26 protein-coding genes are annotated in these 23299 nt (G+C 55.3%); all 26 read left to right on the top strand.

The window, feature by feature from the left end; translation table 11 throughout:
- Positions 1 to 2 precede the first annotated feature (2 nt).
- The 26 genes from AACS80_RS17410 to AACS80_RS17285 all read left to right on the top strand — a co-directional run bounded on the left by AACS80_RS17410 (position 3) and on the right by AACS80_RS17285 (position 23255).
- On the top strand, positions 3 to 584 hold the full coding sequence (locus AACS80_RS17410; protein WP_135410749.1) for a hypothetical protein: 582 nt from the start codon (positions 3 to 5) through the stop codon (positions 582 to 584).
- Entirely contained in the window at positions 581 to 1942 is a 1362-nt protein-coding gene (locus AACS80_RS17405) for an AMP-binding protein (protein WP_135410748.1), read from the top strand. Before AACS80_RS17410 ends, AACS80_RS17405 begins: the two co-directional genes overlap by 4 nt.
- Positions 1929 to 2282, top strand: a complete 354-nt coding sequence (locus AACS80_RS17400) for an ApeI family dehydratase (protein ID WP_085454416.1) — start codon at positions 1929 to 1931, stop codon at positions 2280 to 2282. The genes AACS80_RS17405 and AACS80_RS17400 overlap by 14 nt, the downstream gene beginning before the upstream one ends.
- On the top strand, positions 2273 to 3949 hold the full coding sequence (locus AACS80_RS17395; protein ID WP_135410747.1) for a glycosyltransferase family 2 protein: 1677 nt from the start codon (positions 2273 to 2275) through the stop codon (positions 3947 to 3949). Before AACS80_RS17400 ends, AACS80_RS17395 begins: the two co-directional genes overlap by 10 nt.
- A 3-nt stretch (positions 3950 to 3952) precedes the next feature.
- On the top strand, positions 3953 to 4375 hold the full coding sequence (locus AACS80_RS17390) for an acyl-CoA thioesterase (protein ID WP_000930891.1): 423 nt from the start codon (positions 3953 to 3955) through the stop codon (positions 4373 to 4375).
- Complete coding sequence (locus AACS80_RS17385; RefSeq protein ID WP_000670564.1) at positions 4372 to 4977, top strand: LolA family protein; 606 nt, start codon at positions 4372 to 4374, stop codon at positions 4975 to 4977. Before AACS80_RS17390 ends, AACS80_RS17385 begins: the two co-directional genes overlap by 4 nt.
- Positions 4946 to 7264, top strand: coding sequence for an MMPL family transporter (locus AACS80_RS17380; protein ID WP_135410746.1), 2319 nt, complete (start codon positions 4946 to 4948; stop codon positions 7262 to 7264). The genes AACS80_RS17385 and AACS80_RS17380 overlap by 32 nt, the downstream gene beginning before the upstream one ends.
- A complete protein-coding gene (locus tag AACS80_RS17375; protein WP_000595148.1) occupies positions 7261 to 7845 on the top strand; it encodes a DUF3261 domain-containing protein in 585 nt (194 codons plus the stop codon). Before AACS80_RS17380 ends, AACS80_RS17375 begins: the two co-directional genes overlap by 4 nt.
- Position 7846: 1 nt before the next feature.
- The gene (locus AACS80_RS17370; RefSeq protein ID WP_135410745.1) at positions 7847 to 9016 is read left to right on the top strand and encodes a beta-ketoacyl-[acyl-carrier-protein] synthase family protein; all 1170 of its coding nucleotides are present in this window, start codon (positions 7847 to 7849) and stop codon (positions 9014 to 9016) included.
- Positions 9013 to 9477: an ApeP family dehydratase gene (locus AACS80_RS17365; RefSeq protein ID WP_135410744.1), complete on the top strand. Its 465-nt coding sequence runs from the start codon at positions 9013 to 9015 to the stop codon at positions 9475 to 9477. The genes AACS80_RS17370 and AACS80_RS17365 overlap by 4 nt, the downstream gene beginning before the upstream one ends.
- A complete protein-coding gene (locus AACS80_RS17360) occupies positions 9477 to 10208 on the top strand; it encodes a 3-ketoacyl-ACP reductase FabG2 (RefSeq protein ID WP_000091664.1) in 732 nt (243 codons plus the stop codon). The genes AACS80_RS17365 and AACS80_RS17360 overlap by 1 nt, the downstream gene beginning before the upstream one ends.
- Entirely contained in the window at positions 10205 to 11434 is a 1230-nt protein-coding gene (locus AACS80_RS17355) for a beta-ketoacyl-ACP synthase (protein ID WP_135410743.1), read from the top strand. Before AACS80_RS17360 ends, AACS80_RS17355 begins: the two co-directional genes overlap by 4 nt.
- Position 11435: 1 nt before the next feature.
- Positions 11436 to 12023 carry a 4'-phosphopantetheinyl transferase AcpT gene (acpT, locus tag AACS80_RS17350; protein ID WP_130209127.1) on the top strand — a complete coding sequence of 196 codons (588 nt, stop codon included), beginning with the start codon at positions 11436 to 11438 and terminating at the stop codon, positions 12021 to 12023.
- A gap of 110 nt (positions 12024 to 12133) precedes the next feature.
- Positions 12134 to 13708, top strand: a complete 1575-nt coding sequence (gene nikA, locus AACS80_RS17345; RefSeq protein ID WP_135410742.1) for a nickel ABC transporter substrate-binding protein — start codon at positions 12134 to 12136, stop codon at positions 13706 to 13708.
- The gene (gene nikB, locus AACS80_RS17340) at positions 13708 to 14652 is read left to right on the top strand and encodes a nickel ABC transporter permease subunit NikB (RefSeq protein ID WP_000947068.1); all 945 of its coding nucleotides are present in this window, start codon (positions 13708 to 13710) and stop codon (positions 14650 to 14652) included. Before nikA ends, nikB begins: the two co-directional genes overlap by 1 nt.
- On the top strand, positions 14649 to 15482 hold the full coding sequence (nikC, locus tag AACS80_RS17335) for a nickel ABC transporter permease subunit NikC (RefSeq protein WP_001008963.1): 834 nt from the start codon (positions 14649 to 14651) through the stop codon (positions 15480 to 15482). The genes nikB and nikC overlap by 4 nt, the downstream gene beginning before the upstream one ends.
- On the top strand, positions 15482 to 16246 hold the full coding sequence (nikD, locus tag AACS80_RS17330; protein WP_135410741.1) for a nickel import ATP-binding protein NikD: 765 nt from the start codon (positions 15482 to 15484) through the stop codon (positions 16244 to 16246). Before nikC ends, nikD begins: the two co-directional genes overlap by 1 nt.
- Entirely contained in the window at positions 16243 to 17049 is an 807-nt protein-coding gene (nikE, locus tag AACS80_RS17325; RefSeq protein ID WP_135410740.1) for a nickel import ATP-binding protein NikE, read from the top strand. Before nikD ends, nikE begins: the two co-directional genes overlap by 4 nt.
- 5 nt (positions 17050 to 17054) lie before the next feature.
- Positions 17055 to 17456, top strand: coding sequence for a nickel-responsive transcriptional regulator NikR (nikR, locus tag AACS80_RS17320; protein ID WP_001190062.1), 402 nt, complete (start codon positions 17055 to 17057; stop codon positions 17454 to 17456).
- A 198-nt stretch (positions 17457 to 17654) separates the two neighbouring features.
- Positions 17655 to 18401: a GntR family transcriptional regulator gene (locus AACS80_RS17315; RefSeq protein ID WP_015674765.1), complete on the top strand. Its 747-nt coding sequence runs from the start codon at positions 17655 to 17657 to the stop codon at positions 18399 to 18401.
- Between the two features lie 24 nt (positions 18402 to 18425).
- Positions 18426 to 18899 (top strand): PTS sugar transporter subunit IIA, encoded by a 474-nt coding sequence (locus AACS80_RS17310; protein WP_135410739.1) that lies wholly within the window; start codon positions 18426 to 18428, stop codon positions 18897 to 18899.
- Positions 18896 to 19177 carry a PTS sugar transporter subunit IIB gene (locus tag AACS80_RS17305; protein WP_000084021.1) on the top strand — a complete coding sequence of 94 codons (282 nt, stop codon included), beginning with the start codon at positions 18896 to 18898 and terminating at the stop codon, positions 19175 to 19177. Before AACS80_RS17310 ends, AACS80_RS17305 begins: the two co-directional genes overlap by 4 nt.
- A gap of 76 nt (positions 19178 to 19253) precedes the next feature.
- Positions 19254 to 20612, top strand: coding sequence for a PTS galactitol transporter subunit IIC (locus tag AACS80_RS17300; protein ID WP_135410738.1), 1359 nt, complete (start codon positions 19254 to 19256; stop codon positions 20610 to 20612).
- Positions 20605 to 22113, top strand: a complete 1509-nt coding sequence (locus AACS80_RS17295) for an FGGY-family carbohydrate kinase (RefSeq protein WP_138183890.1) — start codon at positions 20605 to 20607, stop codon at positions 22111 to 22113. Before AACS80_RS17300 ends, AACS80_RS17295 begins: the two co-directional genes overlap by 8 nt.
- Positions 22103 to 22372, top strand: coding sequence for an HPr family phosphocarrier protein (locus AACS80_RS17290; RefSeq protein WP_130209141.1), 270 nt, complete (start codon positions 22103 to 22105; stop codon positions 22370 to 22372). Before AACS80_RS17295 ends, AACS80_RS17290 begins: the two co-directional genes overlap by 11 nt.
- A gap of 31 nt (positions 22373 to 22403) precedes the next feature.
- Positions 22404 to 23255 carry a class II aldolase gene (locus AACS80_RS17285; protein ID WP_135490465.1) on the top strand — a complete coding sequence of 284 codons (852 nt, stop codon included), beginning with the start codon at positions 22404 to 22406 and terminating at the stop codon, positions 23253 to 23255.
- Positions 23256 to 23299: the final 44 nt, after the last annotated feature.

Below are 23299 nucleotides of genomic sequence, written 5' to 3'. Positions count from 1 at the left end.
TGATGTCGGGCATTCGCTCGCTACCGATTATTAAGCTGCTGACTGGATTATTGCTGCTCGCCTGGCCGTTTGTGATTTGGCTTGGTTTGGCACATAACGGCCTGCATTGGCTGTTGCCGCTGATGGCGCTGCTGCTTTTGTTGCGCCTGCGCCAGACCCGTCGCCAGGCGGGGCCGCTACAAGCCGTCACACAAATCGTCGCTGTCGTAGGCATCGCCTTGTGTGTCGCCAGCTTTGCGTTGAAAACGCACCAGCTACTGCTGTTTTACCCGGTAGTGGTTAATACGGTAATGCTGGCGGTTTTTGGCAGTTCGCTGTGGTCGGCAATGCCGATAGTTGAGCGGTTGGCGCGTTTGCAGGAGCCAGACCTTCCAGAAAAGGGCGTGCGCTATACCCGCCACGTCACGCAAATCTGGTGCGGCTTTTTCATCATCAACGGCGGAATTGCCCTCTTTACCGCGCTGCATGGCGATATGTCGTTATGGACTGCCTGGAACGGCATGATCGCTTATTTGTGGATGGGAACATTAATGGCTGGTGAATGGCTGGTGCGCCGTCAGGTGATGAAAAGAGATCGCTCATGAAGCAGACCTTACCGCTTGCACGCTGGCTGACTGCGCCACGCCCTGATGACACGCCCATTGCGTGGCTGGACGAAAGCACCTGGGCGCTGGGCGATTTGCGTCACGATGTCGCGCAACTTATCTGCCGTTTACAGCAACAGCCCGGGAAACGCTGGGCGCTATGCTTTGAGAACAGCTATCTGTTTATCGTTGCCCTGCTCGCCACGCTACACGCCGGAAAAACGCCGGTGCTTCCGGGGCATAACCGCGTCATCCAGCTTAATGAGCAACGTGAACTGTTCGATGGTGTGCTTAGCGACAGCGAACTTAACTGGCAAGGTTCATTGCTGTTGGTAGCAAGTTCCCCACAAGTCGCGCCACAATCGTTCACCTTTGCTGCTATAGCGCCAGACGCTTATATCGAGCTATTTACCTCTGGTTCCACGGGGCAGCCGAAGCGGGTGATTAAACCTGTTCATTTGCTGGACCGTGAAGCAGAACTGCTGGCTGAACGATTAGGCGCACGTCTTGCCGGATGTTGTGTCGTCGGTTCCGTATTGCCGCAGCATTTGTACGGCCTGACTTTTCGCATTTTCCTGCCAATGGCGCTGGGATTACCGCTGCACGCCGCCATGCTCTGGTATGTCGAACAGTTTGCCGCGTTGAGTCACCATCATCGCTATATCTTCATCAGCAGCCCGGCATTTTTGAAGCGTCTGGATGCTCAGCTATCCCCGCCGCCTGTTCAGGTGCTTCTGTCTGCTGGCGGTGAGCTACCGTGGCAGGACGTACAACACACCGCGAGCTGGCTGCGCGTCTGGCCTGATGAAATCTACGGCAGCACGGAAACCGGCGTCATCGCCTGGCGTTACCGCGAACAGGAGCAACGCCGCTGGCTGCCTTTCCCAGGTATGCAGTTCCAGGTCGAAGGTGATGTTTTTCGCCTCTTTTCACCGCTGATGGCGGATGATAACGGCCTGTTGCTCGACGATGCCTTACAGTTTAGCGAAGACGGCCAGTTCCATCTGATGGGGCGTCGTGGGCGCATCGTTAAGATTGAAGAAAAACGTATTTCTCTGCAGGAAGTGGAACAGCGTCTGCTGGCGCTGGACGGTATTCGCGAGGTGGCGGCAGTTCCCGTTACGCGCGGCGGGCGACAGTGCATTGGCGTTTTGCTGGTGCTGGATGACGAAGCTCATCTGCAATGGCAGAACGGCGGCGGGCATAGCCAGGAAATGACCTGGCGGCGATTACTGCGCCCGACGCTGGAGCCAGTTGCCATTCCGCGTTACTGGCGCGTTATTGATGAAATGCCAGTAAACAGTATGAACAAGCGTGTCTATGCGCAATTACAGGAGTTATTTCATGAAGCCCCATGAAATCGAGCGCCATCAGGCACAAGCGAATCACCTTGAGATTGTTTTGCATCTCAGGGCAGATCTGTTCTGGTTTCGCGGTCATTTTGCCGTGCAACCATTACTCCCTGGCGTGGCGCAAATCGACTGGGCGATGAGCTACGCGCTCACTCTGCTCGCGCCCGGCTGGCGTTTTCACTCCATTCAGAACATAAAATTCCAGGCGCCTTTACTGCCGGATAACCGCGTCACGCTCACGCTTAACTGGCAGGAAGATCGCCAGATTCTGAGCTTTAGCTATCAGCGTCACGACGGTGACGCCCGCCACACCGCCAGTAGCGGGAAGATCCGCCTATGTCGGTAAACTTTTCTCCCTGCGTGTTGATCCCCTGCTACAACCACGGCGCAATGATGCCGGGCGTGCTGGCGCGTCTTAAGCCATTTAATCTGCCCTGTATTGTGGTGGATGACGGCAGCGATGCCGCCACGCAACAGCAACTGGATAAGCTGGTTAGCGAACAGCCTGGCGTGACCTTAATTCGCCAGGCAGAAAACGCAGGCAAAGGCGCGGCGGTGATGCGCGGCTTACAGGCGGCGGCAGACGCGGGGTTCAGCCATGCGGTGCAGGTGGATGCTGACGGTCAACACGCGATTGAAGATATCCCCAAACTGCTGGCACTTGCCGAACAGCACCCTGCGGCGCTGATCTCCGGCCAGCCGATTTACGATGACTCCATTCCCCGCTCACGGCTGTACGGGCGCTGGGTCACCCACGTCTGGGTATGGATCGAAACGCTCTCCCTGCAACTGAAAGACAGCATGTGCGGCTTTCGCGTTTATCCGGTTGCGCCAACGCTGCAACTGGCAAAACACGCCACCATCGGCAAGCGGATGGATTTCGACACCGAAGTGATGGTGCGCCTCTACTGGCAGGGAAATACCAGTTATTTCGTGCCGACCCGCGTCACCTATCCGCTGGACGGGCTTTCGCATTTTGATGCCCTGAAAGATAACGTCCGTATCTCGCTCATGCACACGCGTCTGTTTTTCGGCATGTTGCCGCGTATTCCTTCACTGCTGATGCGCCGCTCTTCCAGCCACTGGGCGCGGCAGAGTGAGGTGAAAGGGTTATGGGGAATGCGCCTGATGCTGCTGGTCTGGCGTCTGCTGGGAAGAACGGCGTTTAGCGCGCTGCTTTACCCGGTGGTGGGCGTCTACTGGCTCACCGCTGCTCGTGCGCGCAAAGCATCACAAGACTGGCTCGCCCGTGTGCGCCAGCATCAACCACAGGCAGCAAAACTCAACAGCTATCAGCACTTTCTACGTTTCGGCAACGCCATGCTCGACAAAATCGCCAGCTGGCGCGGCGAGCTGCAACTGGGGCGCGATGTGCTGTTTGCGCCAGGCGCAGAAGCGGCGCTTAACGTCCGCGATCCGCGCGGCAAATTGCTGTTGGCCTCGCATCTTGGCGATGTGGAAGTGTGCCGAGCACTGGCGAAAATTCAGGGCTACAAAACCATTAACGCGCTGGTGTTTAGCGAAAACGCCCAACGCTTTAAACAGATAATGCAGGAGATGGCCCCGCAGGCTGGCATCAACCTGCTCCCGGTAACAGATATCGGCCCGGAAACCGCCATCCTGCTGAAAGAGAAGCTGGATAACGGCGAATGGGTGGCGATTGTCGGTGACCGCATCGCCGTCAACCCGCAACGCGGCGGCGACTGGCGCGTCTGCTGGAGTCCGTTTATGGGCCAGCCTGCACCTTTCCCACAGGGGCCGTTTATTCTCGCGTCCATTTTGCGCTGCCCGGTGAATCTGATTTTCGCCCTGCGCCAGCACGGCAAGCTGTATATTCACTGCGAAACCTTTGCCGACCCGCTGCTGTTGCCGCGTGGCGAACGCCAACAGGCGCTGCAAAACGCTATCGACCACTACGCCGCGCGTCTGGAACATTACGCGCTCCAGTCGCCCCTCGACTGGTTTAATTTTTTCGATTTCTGGCAACTGCCGGAAATTCAGGACAAGGAGTAAAGGGTGCTTAACGATCCCCGATTTACCGCTGAAGTCGAGCTGACCATTCCCTTTCACGACGTCGATATGATGGGCGTGGCCTGGCACGGTAACTATTTTCGCTACTTTGAAGTGGCCCGCGAGGCGCTGCTCAACCAGTTCAATTACGGCTATAGGCAGATGAAAGAGTCCGGTTATTTGTGGCCAGTGGTCGATGCGCGGGTGAAATATCGCCACGCTCTCACCTTCGAGCAGCGCATCCGCGTGCGTGCGCATATCGAAGAGTTCGAAAACCGCCTGCGGATTGGCTATCAGATTTTCGATGCCGAAACGGGCAAACGCGCCACCACCGGATACACCATCCAGGTCGCGGTCGACGAGCAAAGCCGCGAACTGTGCTTTGTCAGCCCCGATATTCTGTTTGAACGCATGGGAGTCAAACCATGAAATTTTTACCGCTGCTGGCGCTGCTGATTAGCCCGTTTGTGAGCGCCCTGACCCTGGACGATCTTCAGCAACGCTTTACTGAACAGCCGGTGATCCGCGCCCATTTCGATCAAACCCGGACGATTAAAGATCTGCCGCAGCCGCTGCGATCTCAGGGTCAGATGTTGATCGCCCGCGACCAGGGGCTGTTGTGGGATCAAACCTCACCGTTCCCCATGCAGCTATTGCTCGACGATAAACGCATGGTGCAGGTGATCAACGGTCAGCCGCCGCAAATCATCACGGCAGAAAACAACCCGCAGATGTTCCAGTTTAACCATCTACTGCGCGCGCTGTTCCAGGCCGATCGCAAAGTGCTGGAACAAAACTTCCGCGTCGAATTTGCCGACAAAGGCGAAGGCCGCTGGACGCTGCGCCTGACCCCAACCACCACGCCGCTGGATAAAATTTTCAACACTATCGATCTCGCCGGGCAAACCTATCTGGAGAGCATTCAGCTTAATGATAAACAGGGCGATCGCACCGATATTGCTCTTACCCAACATCAACTGACGCCAGCGCAACTGACCGATGACGAACGCCAACGTTTTGCCGCCCAGTAAACGCTCCGCGCTGTTATGGGGGCTAGTCTGCCTGGTCATGGCGGCGGCGTTGCTGATCCTGTTGCCGCAATCACGACTGAACAGTAGCGTGCTGGCAATGTTACCCAAACAGGCGATGGGCGATATTCCTCCGGCGCTGAATGACGGCTTTATGCAGCGTCTGGACCGCCAACTGGTGTGGCTGGTCAGCCCCGGTAAAGAGGCTAACCCCAGGGTGGCTCAGGAGTGGCTGACGCTGCTGCAAAAATCCGCTGCGCTTGGCGACGTTAAAGGGCCAATGGATGCCGCCAGCCAGCAAGCGTGGGGAGCGTTTTTCTGGCAGCACCGCAACGGCCTGATTGACCCCGACACTCGCGTCCGCCTGCAAAACGGCGGCGAAGCGCAGGCGCAGTGGATCCTCTCCCAGCTTTATTCTGCGTTCTCCGGGGTAAGCGGCGAGGAGCTGCAAAACGATCCGCTGATGTTAATGCGCGGCTCGCAGCTGGCGATGGCGAAAAACGGCCAGCGTTTACGGCTGATGGACGGCTGGCTGGTGACGCAGGATCCCCAGGGCAACTACTGGTATCTGCTGCACGGAGAACTGGCGGGATCGTCGTTTGATATGCAGCAAACCCACAAGCTCATCACGACCCTGAATACGCTGGAAAAAGATCTGAAAACACGTTACCCGCAGGCGCAGCTGCTCTCGCGCGGCACGGTGTTTTACAGCGATTACGCCAGCCAACAGGCGAAGCAAGATATCTCCACCCTGGGCGTGGCAACGCTGCTCGGGGTGATATTGCTGATTGTGGCGGTGTTCCGCTCTCTACGTCCGTTGCTGCTTTGCGTGATTTCCATCGGCATCGGCGCGCTGGCGGGAACGGTCGCCACCTTGTTGATTTTCGGTGAATTACACCTGATGACGCTGGTGATGAGCATGAGCGTTATCGGCATTTCCGCTGACTACACGCTCTATTACCTCACCGAGCGGATGGTGCACGGCAACGACGTTTCGCCGTGGCAAAGCCTGGCGAAAGTGCGTAATGCCCTGCTTCTGGCGCTGCTCACCACCGTGGCGGCATATCTGATTATGATGCTCGCCCCCTTCCCCGGCATTCGCCAGATGGCGATTTTTGCCGCCGTCGGGTTGAGCGCCTCTTGTCTGACCGTCCTGTTCTGGCATCCGTGGCTGTGCCGTGGCCTGCCAGTGCGTCCGGTTCCGGCGATGGCGCTGATGCTGCGCTGGCTGGCAGCGTGGCGGCGTAATAAAAAACTGTCGCGGGGTCTGCCCGTCGCGCTGGCGCTGTTTTCGCTGGCAGGGATGTCAATGCTGCGCGTCGATGACGATATCTCGCAGTTACAGGCGCTGCCGCAGCATATTCTGGCCCAGGAGAAAGCCATTACCGCCCTGACCGGACAAAGCGTCGATCAAAAATGGTTTGTGGTTTACGGCGACTCCCCACAGCAAACATTAAGACGGCTGGAGAAATTTACCGCTTCGCTGGAGAAGGCGAAAAAAGACGGCCTTATCAGCAACTACCGCACCATTCCGCTGAACTCCCTGGCGCGGCAGGAGGAAGATTTACACCTGCTGAAAACGGCGGCCCCGACGGTAACAAAAGCACTGCAAAATGCCGGGCTGACGGCAGTGAATCCGGATCTCAACGCCATGCCGGTGAACGTTGATGAATGGCTGGCAAGCCCCGCCAGTGAAGGCTGGCGTCTGCTGTGGCTGACGCTGGAAAACGGCGCAAGCGGCGTGCTGGTGCCAGTTGAAGGGGTTAAAAATAGCGCGGCGCTACAGGAAATCTCCACATATTACCCTTGTGGCATTGCCTGGGTTGATCGCAAAAACACCTTTGATGAATTATTCGCACTTTACCGCTACGTCTTAACCGGTTTGTTGCTGGTGGCGCTGGCGGTTATTGCCTGCGGCGCAGTGGCCCGCCTCGGCTGGCGCAAAGGGCTTATCAGCCTTGTACCTTCGGTGCTTTCGCTGGGCTGCGGTCTGGCGGTGCTGGCAATGAGCGGGCAGGCGGTGAATCTCTTTTCGCTGCTGGCGCTGGTGCTGGTGCTTGGCATCGGTATCAACTACACGCTGTTTTTCAGTAATCCGCGCGGTACACCGTTAACTTCGCTGCTGGCGATCACGCTGGCAATGCTCACCACCTTGCTGACGCTGGGTATGCTGGTATTCAGCGCCACCCAGGCCATCAGCAGTTTTGGCATTGTGCTGGTGAGCGGTATTTTCACCGCCTTCCTGCTTTCGCCGCTGGCGATGCCCGATAAAAAGAGAACAAAAAAATGATCAAACCCACATTCTGGCGAGCGTTCGCCCTGACCGCTACGCTTATCCTCACCGGCTGTAGCCACTCGCAACCGGAACAGGAAGGTCGCCCGCAGGCGTGGCTGCAACCTGGCACGCGCATCACGCTGCCTGCGCCGGGGATTTCACCCGCCGTCAATTCCCAACAACTATTGACCGGAAGCTTCAACGGCAAAACCCAGTCGCTGCTAGTAATGCTTAACGCCGACGACCAGAAAATCACCCTTGCCGGGCTGTCGTCAGTCGGCATTCGCCTGTTTCTGGTGACCTACGATGCGCAAGGGCTACGTGCCGAGCAATCCATTGTCGTCCCACAGTTGCCGCCTGCAAGTCAGGTGCTGGCTGATGTGATGCTCAGCCACTGGCCGATTAGCGCCTGGCAACCGCAACTTCCCGCAGGATGGACACTTCGCGACAACGGTGACAAACGCGAACTGCGTAACGCCAGCGGCAAACTGGTCACGGAAATCACCTATCTGAATCGCAAGGGCAAACGCGTGCCAATCAGCATTGAGCAGCATGTCTTTAAATACCACATCACCATTCAATACTTAGGTGACTGATATGATTTATATTTCCGCCGTCGGCATGATCAACGCCCTGGGAAATAACCTTGACGAAATCGCAGCCAACCTGACTCGCGGTGTCGCTCCCGGAATGCGCCCGCGCGCAGGCTGGTTGCAGGGGCATCCGCAGGCAGTCTTGGCTGGCGTGGATGGCGAGCTTCCGCTTATCCCGGAAAAATTCGCTGCGCACCGCTCGCGCAACAATCAGATCCTGCTGGCGGCGCTGGCGCAGATCCAGCCGCAGGTTGATGACGCTATTGCGAAATATGGCCGCGAGCGCATCGCGATTGTGCTTGGCACCAGCACCTCCGGCCTGCATGAAGGCGACACGCACGTTAAGCTGCGCACCAACGGACAGCCGAGCACCACATGGCACTACGCGCAACAAGAACTCGGCGATCCGTCGCGTTTTCTCAGCCACTGGCTGGCGCTCGACGGCCCTGCCTATACCCTTTCAACCGCTTGCTCTTCCAGCGCCAGAGCGATGATCAGCGGGCGCAGGCTTATCGAAGCGGGGCTGGTCGATGCCGCCATTGTGGGTGGCGCAGACACCCTGAGCCGAATGCCGATTAACGGTTTTCACAGCCTCGAATCACTGTCGCCAACCTTATGTCAGCCGTTTGGTCGTGACCGCGCAGGTATCACCATTGGTGAAGGGGCGGGACTGATGTTATTAACCCGCGAACCGCAGCCCATCGCGTTGCTGGGCGTTGGTGAATCAAGCGACGCTTACCATATTTCGGCCCCGCATCCGCAGGGCGAAGGGGCGATCCGCGCTATTAATCAGGCGCTGACCGATGCGCAGCTTACGCCAGATGACGTCGGCTATATCAACCTGCACGGCACCGCCACACAACTCAACGACCAGATTGAATCAATGGTGGTTAACGCCCTGTTTGGCGAACGCGTACCGTGCAGCTCCACCAAACATTTGACCGGACATACGCTCGGCGCGGCGGGCATTACCGAGGCGGCAATTAGTATGTTGATTTTACAGCGTGATTTACCGCTGCCCGCTCAGGATTTCAGCCTGTCGCCGCGCGATCCCACGCTGCCACCGTGTGGCATTATCGAACAACCGCAGCCGCTGGCACGTCCGGTGATCCTGTCCAATTCCTTCGCCTTTGGCGGCAATAACGCCAGCATTCTGCTCGGGAGGGTTTCGTGAGCCACTATTTATCACCCGGCGCTTATCTGCCCCACGACGCGCCCATGTTACTGCTGGAAGAAGTGGTGAGCGTCAGCGATGACAGCGCGGTCTGCCGCGTAACAGTCTCGCCCAGTGGCGTACTGGCACCGTTTCTCGACCCGGACGGCAATCTCCCTGGCTGGTTTGCCCTTGAACTGATGGCGCAAACCGTCGGCGTCTGGTCTGGCTGGCATCGCCACCAGCAGGGCAAAAACAGTATTGAGTTAGGGATGGTACTGGGCGCGCGTGAATTGCTTTGCGCCGCTGGCATTCTGCCCGCAGGCCAGACGCTGACCATTACCGTCAAACTGCTGATGCAAGACGATCGCTTCGGCAGTTTTGAGTGCAGCATCAACGATGGCGAGGCGACGGGCCGCATTAACACCTTCCAGCCGACCGCGGAAGAACTTTCCACCCTGTTTCAACAAGGAGCGTCCTGATGAGTCGTTCAGTTCTGGTTACTGGTGCCAGCAAAGGCATTGGTCGCGCCATCGCCTGCCAACTGGCGGCAGACGGCTTTAACATTGGCGTTCACTATCACCGTGACGCCACAGGCGCTCAGGAAACGCTGAATGCCATTGTCGCCAACGGGGGTAACGGGCGTTTGCTCAGTTTCGACGTCGCAAACCGCGAACAGTGTCGGGAAGTGCTGGAGCATGAGATCGCGCAACACGGTGCCTGGTACGGCGTGGTCAGTAACGCCGGGATCGCCCGCGATGCCGCTTTTCCGGCTTTAAGCGATGACGACTGGGATGCGGTGATCCACACCAATCTCGACAGTTTCTACAACGTCATTCAGCCGTGCATTATGCCGATGATCGGCGCACGCCAGGGTGGGCGCATCATCACGCTATCCTCGGTTTCCGGCGTAATGGGCAATCGCGGCCAGGTGAATTACAGCGCTGCCAAAGCCGGAATTATCGGCGCAACAAAAGCGCTGGCTATCGAACTCGCGAAGCGCAAAATCACCGTCAACTGCATCGCGCCGGGGCTTATTGATACCGGGATGATCGAAATGGAAGAGAGCGCCCTGAAAGAGGCAATGTCGATGATCCCCATGAAACGCATGGGCCAGGCGGAAGAAGTTGCCGGGCTTGCCAGCTATTTAATGTCTGATATTGCGGGTTACGTCACCCGCCAGGTTATTTCCATCAACGGAGGGATGTTATGACACGTCGCGTAGTGATTACAGGAATGGGCGGCGTGACTGCCTTTGGTGAAAACTGGCAGGACGTTTCCGCGCGTCTGCTGGCGTATGAAAATGCGGTGCGCAAAATGCCGGAGTGGCAGGTCTACGACGGCCTGCATACGCTGCTTGGCGCGCCTGTTGATGATTTCACGTTGCCGGAGCACTACACCCGCAAGCGTATCCGTGCGATGGGCCGCGTGTCGCAAATGTCGACCCGCGCCAGCGAGCTGGCGTTAGAGCAGGCAGGGTTGATTGGCGATCCGATATTAACCAGCGGCGAAACGGGCATTGCGTACGGTTCATCGACCGGCAGTACCGGCCCGGTAAGCGAGTTCGCCACCATGCTGACGGAAAAGCACACCAATAACATCACTGGCACCACCTATGTGCAGATGATGCCGCACACCACAGCCGTTAATACTGGCCTCTTTTTCGGCCTGCGCGGGCGGGTGATCCCAACCTCCAGCGCTTGTACCTCCGGCAGCCAGGCGATCGGTTATGCGTGGGAAGCCATTCGCCACGGTTATCAAACGGTGATGGTTGCAGGTGGTGCCGAAGAGTTATGTCCTTCAGAAGCAGCGGTATTTGATACGCTTTTCGCCACCAGCCAGCACAATGATGCGCCGAAAACCACACCTTCACCGTTCGATGAAAACCGCGACGGGCTGGTGATTGGTGAAGGCGCAGGGACGCTCATTCTCGAAGAACTGGAGCACGCCAAAGCGCGCGGCGCAACCATTTACGGTGAAATCGTCGGCTTTGCGACTAACTGCGACGCGGCACATATTACCCAGCCGCAGCGCGAAACCATGCAGTATTGTATGGAGCAATCGCTGAAAATCGCCGGGTTAAGCGCACAAGATATCGGCTATATTTCAGCGCATGGTACGGCGACCGATCGCGGCGATGTGGCAGAAAGTCTGGCGACAGCAACCATTTACGGTGATAATGTGCCGCTCTCCTCGCTGAAAAGTTATTTTGGTCATACGCTTGGTGCCTGTGGCGCGCTCGAAGCCTGGATGAGTCTGCAAATGATGCGCGAAGGCTGGTTTGCTCCTACGCTAAACCTGAATAAACCAGACCCGAATTGTGGCGCGCTGGATTACATCATGCATGAAGCCCGCAAGGTTGATTGTGAGTTTTTGCAGAGTAACAACTTTGCCTTTGGCGGCATTAATACATCCATCATCATTAAACGTTGGCCCTGATATGTATCGGATAGTTCTGGGGAAAGTTTCGACCTTAAGCGCAGCTCCACTGCCACCGGCTTTACACGATCAAGCACCGCAAGGTCCACGACGCGAACGCTGGCTGGCGGGGCGTGCATTGCTTTCGCACACGCTTTCCCCGCTACCGGAGATCATCTATGGCGAACAAGGCAAACCTGCATTCGCGCCGGAAACGCCGCTATGGTTCAACTTAAGCCATAGCGGTGACGATATCGCCCTGCTGTTGAGCGATGAAGGCGAAGTCGGCTGCGATATCGAAGTGATTCGCCCGCGCGCCAACTGGCGCTGGCTGGCGAACGCGGTGTTCAGCCTCGGGGAACATGCTGAGATGGACGCCGTGCATCCTGATCAGCAACTGGAAATGTTCTGGCGCATCTGGACGCGCAAAGAAGCCATCGTTAAACAGCGTGGTGGCAGCGCCTGGCAAATCGTCAGCGTAGACAGCACCTATCAGTCATCGCTGTCAGTCAGCCATTGCCAGCTCGACAATTTAAGTCTGGCAATCTGCACCCCTACCCCCTTTACGCTCACCGCCGACAGTGTGCAATGGATCGATTCAGTTAACTGATCCGCCCGTCCGACTGCCTATCTCTTGATCCAGAACAGGTAATCAGTATGACGAATACTTAAAATCGTCATACTTATTTCCGCCATCTATTTTAATCCATTGGGGTTACCATGCTCTCCACACTCCGCCGCACTCTATTTGCGCTGCTGGCTTGTGCGTCTTTTATCGTTCATGCCGCCGCGCCAGATGAAATCACCACCGCCTGGCCGGTGAATGTCGGGCCACTAAACCCACACCTTTACACGCCTAACCAGATGTTCGCCCAGAGCATGGTTTATGAACCGCTGGTGAAATATCAGGCAGACGGTTCTGTGATCCCGTGGCTGGCAACAAGCTGGACCCATTCGGAAGATGGCAAAACCTGGACCTTCACTCTGCGTGATGGCGTGAAATTCTCTAATGGCGAACCGTTTGATGCAGAGGCGGCGGCAGAAAACTTCCGCGCAGTGCTCGATAACCGTCAACGTCACGCCTGGCTGGAGCTGGCAAACCAGATTGTTGATGTCAAAGCACTCAGTAAAAACGAGCTGCAAATCACCCTGAAAAGCGCCTACTATCCTTTCCTGCAAGAACTGGCCCTGCCCCGCCCTTTCCGCTTTATCGCCCCCTCGCAGTTTAAAAACCATGAAACCATGAACGGGATTAAAGCGCCGATTGGCACTGGGCCGTGGGTTTTGCAGGAATCGAAACTGAATCAGTACGATGTCTTCGTCCGTAACGAAAACTACTGGGGCGAAAAGCCGGCGATTAAGAAGATCACTTTTAACGTCATCCCGGACCCGACTACCCGCGCGGTAGCGTTTGAAACTGGCGATATCGACCTGCTGTACGGAAACGAAGGGTTATTACCGCTCGATACCTTCGCCCGCTTTAGCCAGAATCCGGCTTACCACACCCAACTGTCACAGCCGATCGAAACCGTGATGCTGGCGCTCAATACTGCCAAAGCCCCTACCAACGAGCTGGCAGTACGTGAAGCTCTTAATTACGCGGTAAACAAAAAATCGCTGATTGATAACGCGTTGTATGGCACCCAGCAGGTTGCCGACACCCTGTTTGCCCCTTCTGTGCCTTACGCTAATCTCGGCCTGAAACCACGCCAGTACGATCCGCAGAAAGCGAAAGCGTTGCTGGAAAAAGCCGGTTGGACGCTACCTGCGGGCAAAGACATCCGCGAGAAAAACGGTCAGCCGCTGCGCATTGAACTTTCGTTCATCGGCACCGATGCGTTAAGTAAATCGATGGCGGAAATCATTCAGGCTGATATGCGCCAGATTGGCGCAGATGTCTCGCTGATTGGCGAAGAAGAGAGCAGTATCTATGCTCGTCAGCGCGACGGTCGTTTTGGCATGATTTTCCACCGCACCTGGGGCGCGCCATACGATCCACACGCCTTCCTGAGTTCAATGCGCGTACCGTCGCATGCTGACTTCCAGGCACAGCAAGGATTAGCCGACAAACCGCTGATTGATAAAGAGATCGGCGAAGTGCTGGCGACCCATGACGAAACGCAACGTCAGGCGCTGTATCGCGACATTCTGACCCGTTTGCATGACGAGGCGGTGTATCTGCCGATCAGTTACATCTCAATGATGGTGGTATCAAAACCGGAGCTGGGTAACATCCCCTACGCGCCGATCGCCACCGAAATTCCGTTCGAACAGATTAAACCGGTGAAACCTTAATGTTGCGTTACGTATTACGCCGCTTTCTGCTGCTGATCCCGATGGTGCTCGCCGCCTCGGTGATCATTTTTCTGATGCTGCGCCTCGGCACCGGCGACCCGGCGCTCGATTATCTGCGTCTGTCTAACCTGCCGCCGACACCGGAGATGCTGGCCTCTACCCGCACCATGCTGGGGCTGGATCAGCCGCTGTACGTCCAGTACGGCACCTGGTTGTGGAAAGCACTGCATCTTGACTTTGGTATCTCATTCGCCAGCCAACGCCCGGTGCTGGACGATATGCTGAACTTCCTGCCCGCCACGCTGGAACTGGCGGGCGCGGCGCTGGTGTTAATTCTGCTTACCTCAGTGCCACTCGGTATCTGGGCGGCGCGCCATCGCGACCGTCTGCCGGATTTCGCCGTGCGTTTTATCGCGTTTCTCGGCGTGTCGATGCCCAACTTCTGGCTGGCGTTTTTACTGGTGATGGCGTTTTCGGTGTATCTGCAATGGCTACCTGCGATGGGCTACGGCGGCTGGCAGCACATCATTTTGCCTGCGGTTTCCATCGCCTTTATGTCGCTGGCGATTAACGCGCGGCTGCTGCGCGCCAGTATGCTGGACGTTGCCGGTCAGCGTCACGTCACCTGGGCGCGGCTACGCGGCCTGAACGACAAACAGACCGAACGTCGCCACATCCTGCGCAATGCCTCGCTGCCGATGATCACCGCCGTGGGGATGCACATCGGCGAACTGATTGGCGGGACGATGATTATCGAAAACATCTTTGCCTGGCCGGGCGTCGGGCGCTATGCGGTGTCGGCGATTTTTAACCGTGACTATCCGGTTATTCAGTGCTTTACGCTGATGATGGTGGTGGTTTTTGTGGTCTGTAATTTGATTGTTGATTTGCTCAACGCCGCGCTGGACCCGCGCATTCGTCGTCATGAAGGAGCGCACGCGTGAACTTTTTCCTCTCTTCCCGCTGGTCGGTTCGCCTGGCGCTGATCATTATCGCCCTGCTGGCGCTGATTGCGCTCACCAGCCAGTGGTGGCTGCCGTATGACCCCCAGGCGATTGATTTGCCTTCGCGCCTGCTTTCACCGGATGCGCAGCACTGGCTGGGCACCGATCATTTAGGGCGCGATATTTTCTCGCGGCTGATGGCAGCGACCCGCGTGTCGCTCGGTTCGGTAATGGCCTGCCTGCTGCTGGTACTGACATTAGGGCTGGTTATTGGCGGCAGCGCCGGACTGATTGGCGGGCGCGTTGATCAGGCCACCATGCGCGTTGCCGATATGTTTATGACCTTCCCGACTTCGATTCTGTCGTTCTTTATGGTTGGCGTGCTCGGCACCGGGCTGACCAACGTAATTATCGCCATCGCCCTGTCGCACTGGGCGTGGTATGCACGCATGGTGCGCAGCCTGGTGATTTCACTGCGCCAGCGCGAGTTTGTGCTGGCGTCACGGCTTTCTGGTGCGGGCCATGTGCGGGTGTTTGTAGATCATCTGGCAGGTGCGGTGATCCCCTCGCTGCTGGTGCTGGCAACGCTGGATATCGGCCATATGATGCTGCACGTCGCGGGGATGTCCTTCCTCGGCCTCGGCGTGACCGCGCCGACCGCCGAATGGGGCGTGATGATTAACGACGCGCGCCAGTATATCTGGACCCAGCCGCTGCAAATGTTCTGGCCGGGGCTGGCGCTGTTTATCAGCGTGATGGCCTTTAACCTGGTGGGTGACGCACTGCGCGATCATCTGGACCCTCATCTGGTGACGGAGCACGCACACTAATGCCGCAACAGATTGAACTGCGCGATATCGCGCTACAGGCCGCGCAGCCGCTGGTGCACGGCGTATCGTTAACCCTGCAACGCGGGCGTGTGCTGGCGTTAGTCGGCGGTAGCGGCAGCGGGAAATCATTAACCTGCGCCGCGGCGCTGGGCATTCTGCCCGCAGGCGTTCGCCAGACGGCGGGGGAAATTTTAGCCGATGGCAAACCGGTTTCTCCCTGCGCCCTGCGCGGCATCAAAATTGCCACCATCATGCAGAACCCGCGCAGCGCCTTTAATCCGCTACACACCATGCAGACCCACGCGCGGGAAACCTGCCTGGCGCTGGGGAAACCCGCCGATGACGCTACGCTTACCGCTGCCATAGAAGCGGTGGGGCTGGAAAACGCCGCGCGCGTATTGAAGCTGTACCCGTTCGAGATGAGCGGCGGTATGTTGCAGCGCATGATGATTGCGATGGCGGTGCTGTGTGAGTCACCGTTTATCATCGCCGATGAACCGACCACCGATCTCGACGTGGTAGCACAGGCGCGCATCCTCGATCTGCTGGAAAGCATTATGCAAAAACAAGCACCGGGAATGCTGCTGGTCACCCATGATATGGGCGTTGTGGCGCGTCTGGCGGATGACGTGGCGGTGATGTCGCACGGTAAGATTGTCGAACAGGGCGATGTAGAAACGCTGTTTAACGCCCCCAAACATGCGGTGACGCGCAGCCTGGTTTCTGCTCATCTCGCCCTCTACGGTATGGAGCTGGCATCATGACTTTACTTAACGTCTGCGACCTTTCCCATCACTATGCGCACGGTGGATTCAGCGGTAAGCACCAGCATCAGGCAGTGCTGAATAACGTTTCCCTGACCCTGAAAAGCGGTGAAACCGTCGCTCTGCTGGGGCGTAGCGGCTGCGGGAAAAGCACTCTCGCGCGGCTGCTGGTAGGGTTAGAGTCGCCCTCACAGGGAAATATTAGCTGGCGCGGCGAACCGTTGGCAAAGCTCAATCGCGCGCAACGTAAAGCGTTCCGCCGTGATATTCAAATGGTATTTCAGGACTCTATCAGCGCCGTTAACCCGCGCAAAACCGTGCGCGAGATCCTACGTGAACCGATGCGCCACCTGCTATCGCTGAAAAAATCGGAGCAACTGGCGCGCGCCAGCGAAATGCTGAAGGCGGTCGACCTCGACGACAGCGTGCTCGACAAGCGCCCACCGCAGTTAAGCGGCGGCCAGCTCCAGCGCGTCTGCCTGGCGCGCGCGCTGGCGGTCGAACCGAAACTGCTGATTCTGGATGAAGCGGTTTCTAACCTTGATCTCGTGTTACAGGCGGGCGTCATTCGCCTGCTGAAAAAACTGCAACAACAGTTTGGCACCGCCTGCCTGTTCATCACCCACGACTTACGTCTTGTAGAACGCTTCTGTCAGCGGGTGATGGTGATGGACAACGGACAAATCGTCGAAACCCAGGTAGTGGAAGATAAATTAACCTTTTCCTCTGACGCCGGACGTATGCTACAAAACGCGGTATTACCCGCATTCCCCGTGCGCCGTCGCGCCACAGAAAAGGTTTAACGCAAATGCAACGAGTCACCATCACGCTTGATGACGATTTACTGGAGACGCTGGACAGCCTGAGCCAGCGTCGTGGTTATAACAACCGTTCCGAAGCTATCCGCGATATTCTGCGCAGCGCCCTGGCGCAGGAAGCTACCCAGCAGCACGGCACACAAGGTTTCGCGGTGCTGTCGTATGTGTATGAACACGAAAAACGCGACTTAGCCAGCCGTATTGTCTCCACGCAGCATCACCACCACGATCTCTCGGTCGCCACGCTGCATGTGCACATTAATCACGACGACTGTCTGGAAATTGCCGTGCTGAAAGGTGACATGGGCGACGTGCAGCATTTTGCCGATGACGTTATCGCCCAACGCGGCGTACGGCACGGGCATTTGCAGTGCCTGCCGAAGGAAGATTAACTCCTACCAACGCGCCGTTATTTCCTGACGGCGCAGTAAATTTCTGCCAAATATCGACTTGCGTCACATTTTTTTGATCACGATTTGGTCCCCCAAAGTGTGAGACGCTTCGATCCTCTTTTCCGCCTGTTCACCTACTATACGCTTGAAGTTGTCCATGATTGTCCATAGACAACTGTGAATGTTCAGGTGCGCGCCATGAAATCATTAAGTAAGTCGTCCCAAATACCGCTTTATCAACAAGTGGTGGAGTGGATAAGAGAAAGTATTTATACCGGGGATCTGGTGGAAGACGATCGCATTCCTTCGGAATACCAGATTATGGATATGCTGGAAGTGAGTCGGGGAACCGTTAAAAAAGCGGTCGCCCAACTGGTAAAAGAAGGCGTATTGATTCAGGTCCAGGGCAAGGGAACATTTGTTAAAAAAGAGAACGTGGCATATCCGTTAGGTGAAGGATTATTGTCATTCGCGGAATCGCTGGAAAGCCAGAAAATACATTTTACCACTGAAGTTATTACGTCACGGATTGAACCGGCTAATCGTTATGTGGCAGAGAAATTAAGAATAACGCCCGGTCAGGATATTCTTTACCTTGAGCGTTTACGTTCAATTGGTGATGAAAAAGCAATGCTGATCGAGAACCGTATCAATATTGAGCTATGCCCCGGGATCGCGGAAATCGATTTTAATCAACACAATTTATTTCCAACCATTGAAAGTTTGTCGCAAAGAAAAATTCGCTACTCGGAAAGCCGCTATGCCGCGCGATTAATTGGTAATGAACGCGGCCATTTTTTAGATATCAGTGAAGATGCCCCCGTTTTGCATCTGGAGCAGTTAGTCTTTTTCTCCCGCGAGCTGCCCGTTGAGTTTGGCAACGTCTGGTTAAAAGGCAATAAATATTATCTTGGCACCGTACTGCAACGGCGGGAAGTGAGTTAAATATACTTTTTAATGAGGAATGAAATGCAAGGAATACAGTTTCAGGAAAATTTTATTCAGCGTCTCCCGGCAGGGTTAAGCGTTGAAGAGATCATCCGTCAGTTAGCGCAACCGTTGATTGCCGCCGAGTTGGTGGTCCCTGATTTTGCCGACCATGTGCTGAAACGTGAGGCAACGTACCCAACGGGGCTGCCTACCGAACCACCGTGCGTCGCCATTCCACACACGGATCATAAACATGTCAGACACAATGCGATTGCCGTCGGCATTTTGCCGGAGCCGGTAGAGTTTGCCGATATGGGCGGCGATCCTGACCCCGTACCTGTAAGAGTGATTTTTTTGCTCGCCTTAAGCGAAAGCAACAAACAATTAAATGCCCTGGGCTGGATTATGGAGATGATTCAGGATACGCCCTTTATGTGCGCCCTGCTTACGATGGAAACAACAGAAATACACACAGTAATCTTAAACAAAATGAAAGAACGAGGTGAAATATGAGTCAAACCATTTTATTTGTCTGCGCCACGGGTATTGCCACATCCACGGCGGTAACAGAAAAAGTCATGGAATATTGCAAAGAGCACGGTCTTAACGTTAATTATTCCCAAACCAACGTTGCCTCTTTACCTGGAAATACCGACGGTGTAGCACTGGTAGTTTCAACGACTAAAGTGCCTTATGAACTCGACGTCCCGGTGGTTAACGGCTTGCCGATTATTACCGGTATTGGCGAAGAGAAAGTGCTGGCGCAAATTGTTTCTATCCTTAAAAAGTAATTAATAATAATTAATTTCAACACACTTCATCAGGCGCTAACGCGAGGTGCGCTCTCGCCTGAAAAAGAGGTTTATTATGAACGATATCGCGCATACCCTCTATAATATTGTGCAATATATATTGGGATTTGGCCCGACGGTAATGTTGCCGTTGGTGTTATTTATTCTTGCTCTCTGTTTTAAAGTAAAACCCGCTAAAGCCTTACGCTCATCATTAACGGTCGGCATTGGTTTTGTCGGTATTTATGCCATTTTCGATATTCTGACCAGCAATGTCGGGCCAGCGGCCCAGGCGATGGTTGAACGCACCGGAATTAATTTACCGGTGGTAGATTTAGGCTGGCCGCCGCTTTCCGCTATTACATGGGGTTCGCCAATTGCCCCGTTTGTTATTCCCCTGACCATTCTGATTAACGTGGCGATGCTGGCGTTAAATAAAACCCGCACCGTTGACGTAGATATGTGGAACTACTGGCATTTTGCCCTTGCCGGTACGCTGGTTTATTACAGCACCGGCAGCCTGTTCTTTGGTTTGCTGGCAGCGGCGATTGCTGCGGTGGTAGTACTTAAACTCGCCGACTGGTCTGCGCCACTGGTACAAAAATACTTTGGCCTGGAAGGGATCTCATTGCCGACGCTCTCTTCGGTGGTGTTCTTCCCGGTCGGTCTGCTGGTCGACAAAATCATCGACCATGTCCCTGGCCTCAATCGTATTCATATCGACCCGGAAACCGTACAGAAAAAGTTTGGCATCTTCGGTGAACCGATGATGGTTGGCACCATTCTGGGGATTCTGCTCGGCGTAATTGCCGGATACGATTTCAAAAAAGTATTGCTGCTTGGCATCAGCATTGGCGGTGTGATGTTCATCCTGCCACGCATGGTTCGCATTCTGATGGAAGGTTTATTACCGCTGTCTGAAGCCATTAAAAAGTATCTCAACGCCAAATACCCTGACCGTGACGATCTCTATATCGGCCTGGATATCGCCGTTGCCGTAGGTAACCCGGCGATTATCTCCACCGCCCTGCTGCTGACGCCCATCTCGGTCTTTATCGCTTTTGTGTTGCCGGGTAATGAAGTTCTGCCGCTTGGCGACCTTGCCAACCTGGCAGTAATGGCCTCGATGATAGCTTTAGCCAACCGTGGCAATATTTTCCGCACCGTTATTGCAGCAATCCCGGTAATTATTGCCGACCTGTGGATTGCCACCAAAATCGCGCCGTTTATCACCGGAATGGCAAAAGACGTTAACTTCAAATTTGCCGAAGGCTCCAGCGGACAAGTCTCCAGTTTCCTTGATGGCGGCAACCCGTTCCGCTTCTGGCTGCTGGAAATCTTCAACGGCAATATCATCGCCATTGGTCTGGTGCCGATTATCGCCCTGGTACTGTATGGCATTTTCCGAATGACCCGGAGCACGGTTTATGCCTGATAACAGCGCAGCTATCGTTATCGATATTGGCACCACCAATTGCAAAGTCACCTGCTTTTCCTGCCTGGATGCAACGACGTTGGGCGCGCATAAATTCGTGACGGCAAAACAGATCTCTCCACAGGGTGATGTCGATTTCGATATCGACGCCCTCTGGCAGGAGGTCCGTCAGGCGATAGCGCAACTGAACGCCGCCTCGCCACTGCCAGTCAGGCGGATCAGCATTGCCAGTTTTGGCGAATCAGGCGTGTTCCTTGACGAGCACGGCGAGATCCTGACGCCAATGCTTGCCTGGTATGACCGTCGCGGTGAAGAGTATCTGGCCACACTTAGCGAGGCAGACAGTGCGGCACTTTATGACATCTGCGGGCTACCGCTGCACAGCAATTACTCTGCCTTCAAAATGCGTTGGTTACTGGAGCATTACCCGCTGCGCAACCGTCACGGCCTGCGCTGGCTACATGCGCCGGAAGTGCTGCTCTGGCTACTGACTGGCGAACAGCGCACGGATATCACCTTAGCCAGCCGTACGCTGTGCCTGGACGTGCGCAAAGGCGAATGGTCAGCGAAAGCGGCGGCGTTGTTACACGTACCCTGTTCAGCATTTGCGCCATTAGTGCAACCAGGCGAGCACGCCGGATGGGTCAGCGAGTCGCTCTGTAAAACGCTTGGGTTCTCGCAATCGGTCAGCGTGACGCTGGCCGGACATGACCATATGGTGGGTGCGCGGGCGTTACAGATGATGCCAGGCGATATCCTTAACTCGACGGGCACCACGGAAGGCATTCTGCAACTGGATACACAACCGACGCTGGATGAACAGGCGAAGCGCGACAAGCTGGCAAACGGCTGTTACTCGCTTGCCAACCAGTTCACCCTGTTTGCTTCGCTGCCCGTGGGCGGTTTCGCGCTGGAGTGGCTGCGCAACACGTTCCGGCTAACCGATGAGGAGATCGCCGCATCACTTACTCGCGGAAATGCGGATTACCTGGCGGGGAACTGGTCGCTCGATGACATTCCCGTCTTTATTCCGCATCTTCGCGGTTCGGGTTCGCCCTATAAAAATCGCCATACCCGAGGATTATTTTATGGGCTTGGCGATACATTAAATATCGACATGTTAATTGCCAGCGTATCACTGGGATTAACCATGGAATTTGCCAACTGTTTTGCCTGTTTTAATGTGCCTGGCACCAGCGCGTTAAAAGTGATTGGTCCGGCGACCCATAATCCTCTTTGGCTGCAATTAAAGGCGGATATTTTACAGCGTCCGGTTGAAGCAATTGCATTTAACGAGGCGGTTTCTGTCGGAGCATTATTAACCGCCGCACCAGATATTCCACCGCCGCAAGTCACCATTGCCCAACGTTTGTTACCGAATCGGGCGAGATACCATCAATTGCAGCGTTATCAGCACAAGTGGAAAAGCTGGTATCAGTTGAAATTACAGCAAGAAGGCGTGATTCCATTACATCATCGGGAGGAGCACTATGTTGAGTAAAACCGTGGAGGTCAGAAACAGTACTGGCCTACATGCACGTCCGGCGGCCTGTCTGGCGAAAGCCGCCAAAAAATATAGCTGTAAAGTGACGCTGCACTATGAGGGTAATGATATTAATGCCACCAGTATGATGAATATTATGCGCGCCGGAATAAAAGGCGGCAAAACGGTGGAAATACGCTGCGAAGGTGATGATGAAAACGAGGCAATACAGACTCTCGCTGCCTTATTTCGTGACCGCTTCGGTGAAACTGAATAATTAACTGATATTAAAAGATGAGGTTTTCAATATGCCATTAGTTAATGGACGGATACTGCTCGACCGCATTCAGGAAAAACGGGTATTAGCGGGCGCGTTTAATACCACCAATCTGGAGACGACGATTTCAATTTTAAACGCTATTGAGCGTTCGGGATTACCCAACTTCATTCAGATTGCGCCCACCAATGCGCAACTCTCGGGATACGATTACATTTATGAAATCGTGAAACGTCACGCCGATAAAATGGATGTTCCGGTCAGTCTTCATCTGGATCACGGGAAAACCCAGGAGGATGTTAAACAGGCGGTGCGGGCGGGCTTTACCTCGGTCATGATTGACGGCGCCGCATTCTCTTTTGAAGAGAATATCGCTTTCACTCAGGAAGCTGTCGATTTCTGTAAATCCTATGGCGTACCGGTTGAAGCGGAGTTGGGGGCGATTCTCGGCAAAGAAGATGATCACGTCAGCGAAGCCGATTGTAAAACGGAACCGGAAAAGGTGAAGACCTTTGTCGAGCGCACCGGTTGCGACATGCTGGCAGTTTCTATTGGCAACGTTCATGGCCTGGACGATATACCGCGTATCGATATCCCCCTGCTGAAGCGCATTGCCGAAGTCTGTCCGGTGCCGTTGGTTATTCACGGCGGCTCCGGTATCGCCCCGGAGATATTACGCAGCTTTGTTAATTATCGCGTCGCTAAAGTAAATATCGCCAGCGATCTGCGCAAAGCGTTTATCACCGCCGTCGGCAAAGCGTATGTGAATAATCACAACGAGGCGAATCTGGCACGAGTGATGGCATCAGCAAAAAACGCCGTCGAGGAAGATGTGTATAGCAAAATCCTGATGATGAATGAGGGGCATCGGCTGATTAAGTAAATCCTCGCCGGATGCGGCGTAAAACAACTAAAATTCAATAAATT

It is taken from the genome of Escherichia sp. E4385 (assembly GCF_963883145.1).
Classification (GTDB): domain Bacteria; phylum Pseudomonadota; class Gammaproteobacteria; order Enterobacterales; family Enterobacteriaceae; genus Escherichia.
The sequence above is the reverse complement of the archived record's forward strand: the minus strand, read 5'-3'. Positions and strand labels throughout refer to the sequence as shown.

Bases quoted from the DNA above. Each gene is read 5' to 3' on its own strand.
- AACS80_RS17410 (WP_135410749.1), top strand. From the start codon at position 3: ATGTCGGGCATTCGCTCGCTACCGATTATTAAGCTGCTGACTGGATTA.
- nikD (WP_135410741.1), top strand. From the start codon at position 15,482: ATGCCGCAACAGATTGAACTGCGCGATATCGCGCTACAGGCCGCGCAG.
- nikA (WP_135410742.1), top strand. From the start codon at position 12,134: ATGCTCTCCACACTCCGCCGCACTCTATTTGCGCTGCTGGCTTGTGCG.
- nikR (WP_001190062.1), top strand. From the start codon at position 17,055: ATGCAACGAGTCACCATCACGCTTGATGACGATTTACTGGAGACGCTG.
- AACS80_RS17395 (WP_135410747.1), top strand. From the start codon at position 2,273: ATGTCGGTAAACTTTTCTCCCTGCGTGTTGATCCCCTGCTACAACCAC.
- nikB (WP_000947068.1), top strand. From the start codon at position 13,708: ATGTTGCGTTACGTATTACGCCGCTTTCTGCTGCTGATCCCGATGGTG.
- acpT (WP_130209127.1), top strand. From the start codon at position 11,436: ATGTATCGGATAGTTCTGGGGAAAGTTTCGACCTTAAGCGCAGCTCCA.
- AACS80_RS17305 (WP_000084021.1), top strand. From the start codon at position 18,896: ATGAGTCAAACCATTTTATTTGTCTGCGCCACGGGTATTGCCACATCC.
- AACS80_RS17375 (WP_000595148.1), top strand. From the start codon at position 7,261: ATGATCAAACCCACATTCTGGCGAGCGTTCGCCCTGACCGCTACGCTT.
- AACS80_RS17310 (WP_135410739.1), top strand. From the start codon at position 18,426: ATGCAAGGAATACAGTTTCAGGAAAATTTTATTCAGCGTCTCCCGGCA.
- AACS80_RS17300 (WP_135410738.1), top strand. From the start codon at position 19,254: ATGAACGATATCGCGCATACCCTCTATAATATTGTGCAATATATATTG.
- AACS80_RS17315 (WP_015674765.1), top strand. From the start codon at position 17,655: ATGAAATCATTAAGTAAGTCGTCCCAAATACCGCTTTATCAACAAGTG.
- AACS80_RS17355 (WP_135410743.1), top strand. From the start codon at position 10,205: ATGACACGTCGCGTAGTGATTACAGGAATGGGCGGCGTGACTGCCTTT.
- AACS80_RS17295 (WP_138183890.1), top strand. From the start codon at position 20,605: ATGCCTGATAACAGCGCAGCTATCGTTATCGATATTGGCACCACCAAT.
- AACS80_RS17380 (WP_135410746.1), top strand. From the start codon at position 4,946: ATGACGAACGCCAACGTTTTGCCGCCCAGTAAACGCTCCGCGCTGTTA.
- AACS80_RS17360 (WP_000091664.1), top strand. From the start codon at position 9,477: ATGAGTCGTTCAGTTCTGGTTACTGGTGCCAGCAAAGGCATTGGTCGC.
- AACS80_RS17285 (WP_135490465.1), top strand. From the start codon at position 22,404: ATGCCATTAGTTAATGGACGGATACTGCTCGACCGCATTCAGGAAAAA.
- AACS80_RS17400 (WP_085454416.1), top strand. From the start codon at position 1,929: ATGAAGCCCCATGAAATCGAGCGCCATCAGGCACAAGCGAATCACCTT.
- AACS80_RS17370 (WP_135410745.1), top strand. From the start codon at position 7,847: ATGATTTATATTTCCGCCGTCGGCATGATCAACGCCCTGGGAAATAAC.
- AACS80_RS17385 (WP_000670564.1), top strand. From the start codon at position 4,372: ATGAAATTTTTACCGCTGCTGGCGCTGCTGATTAGCCCGTTTGTGAGC.
- AACS80_RS17405 (WP_135410748.1), top strand. From the start codon at position 581: ATGAAGCAGACCTTACCGCTTGCACGCTGGCTGACTGCGCCACGCCCT.
- AACS80_RS17290 (WP_130209141.1), top strand. From the start codon at position 22,103: ATGTTGAGTAAAACCGTGGAGGTCAGAAACAGTACTGGCCTACATGCA.
- nikE (WP_135410740.1), top strand. From the start codon at position 16,243: ATGACTTTACTTAACGTCTGCGACCTTTCCCATCACTATGCGCACGGT.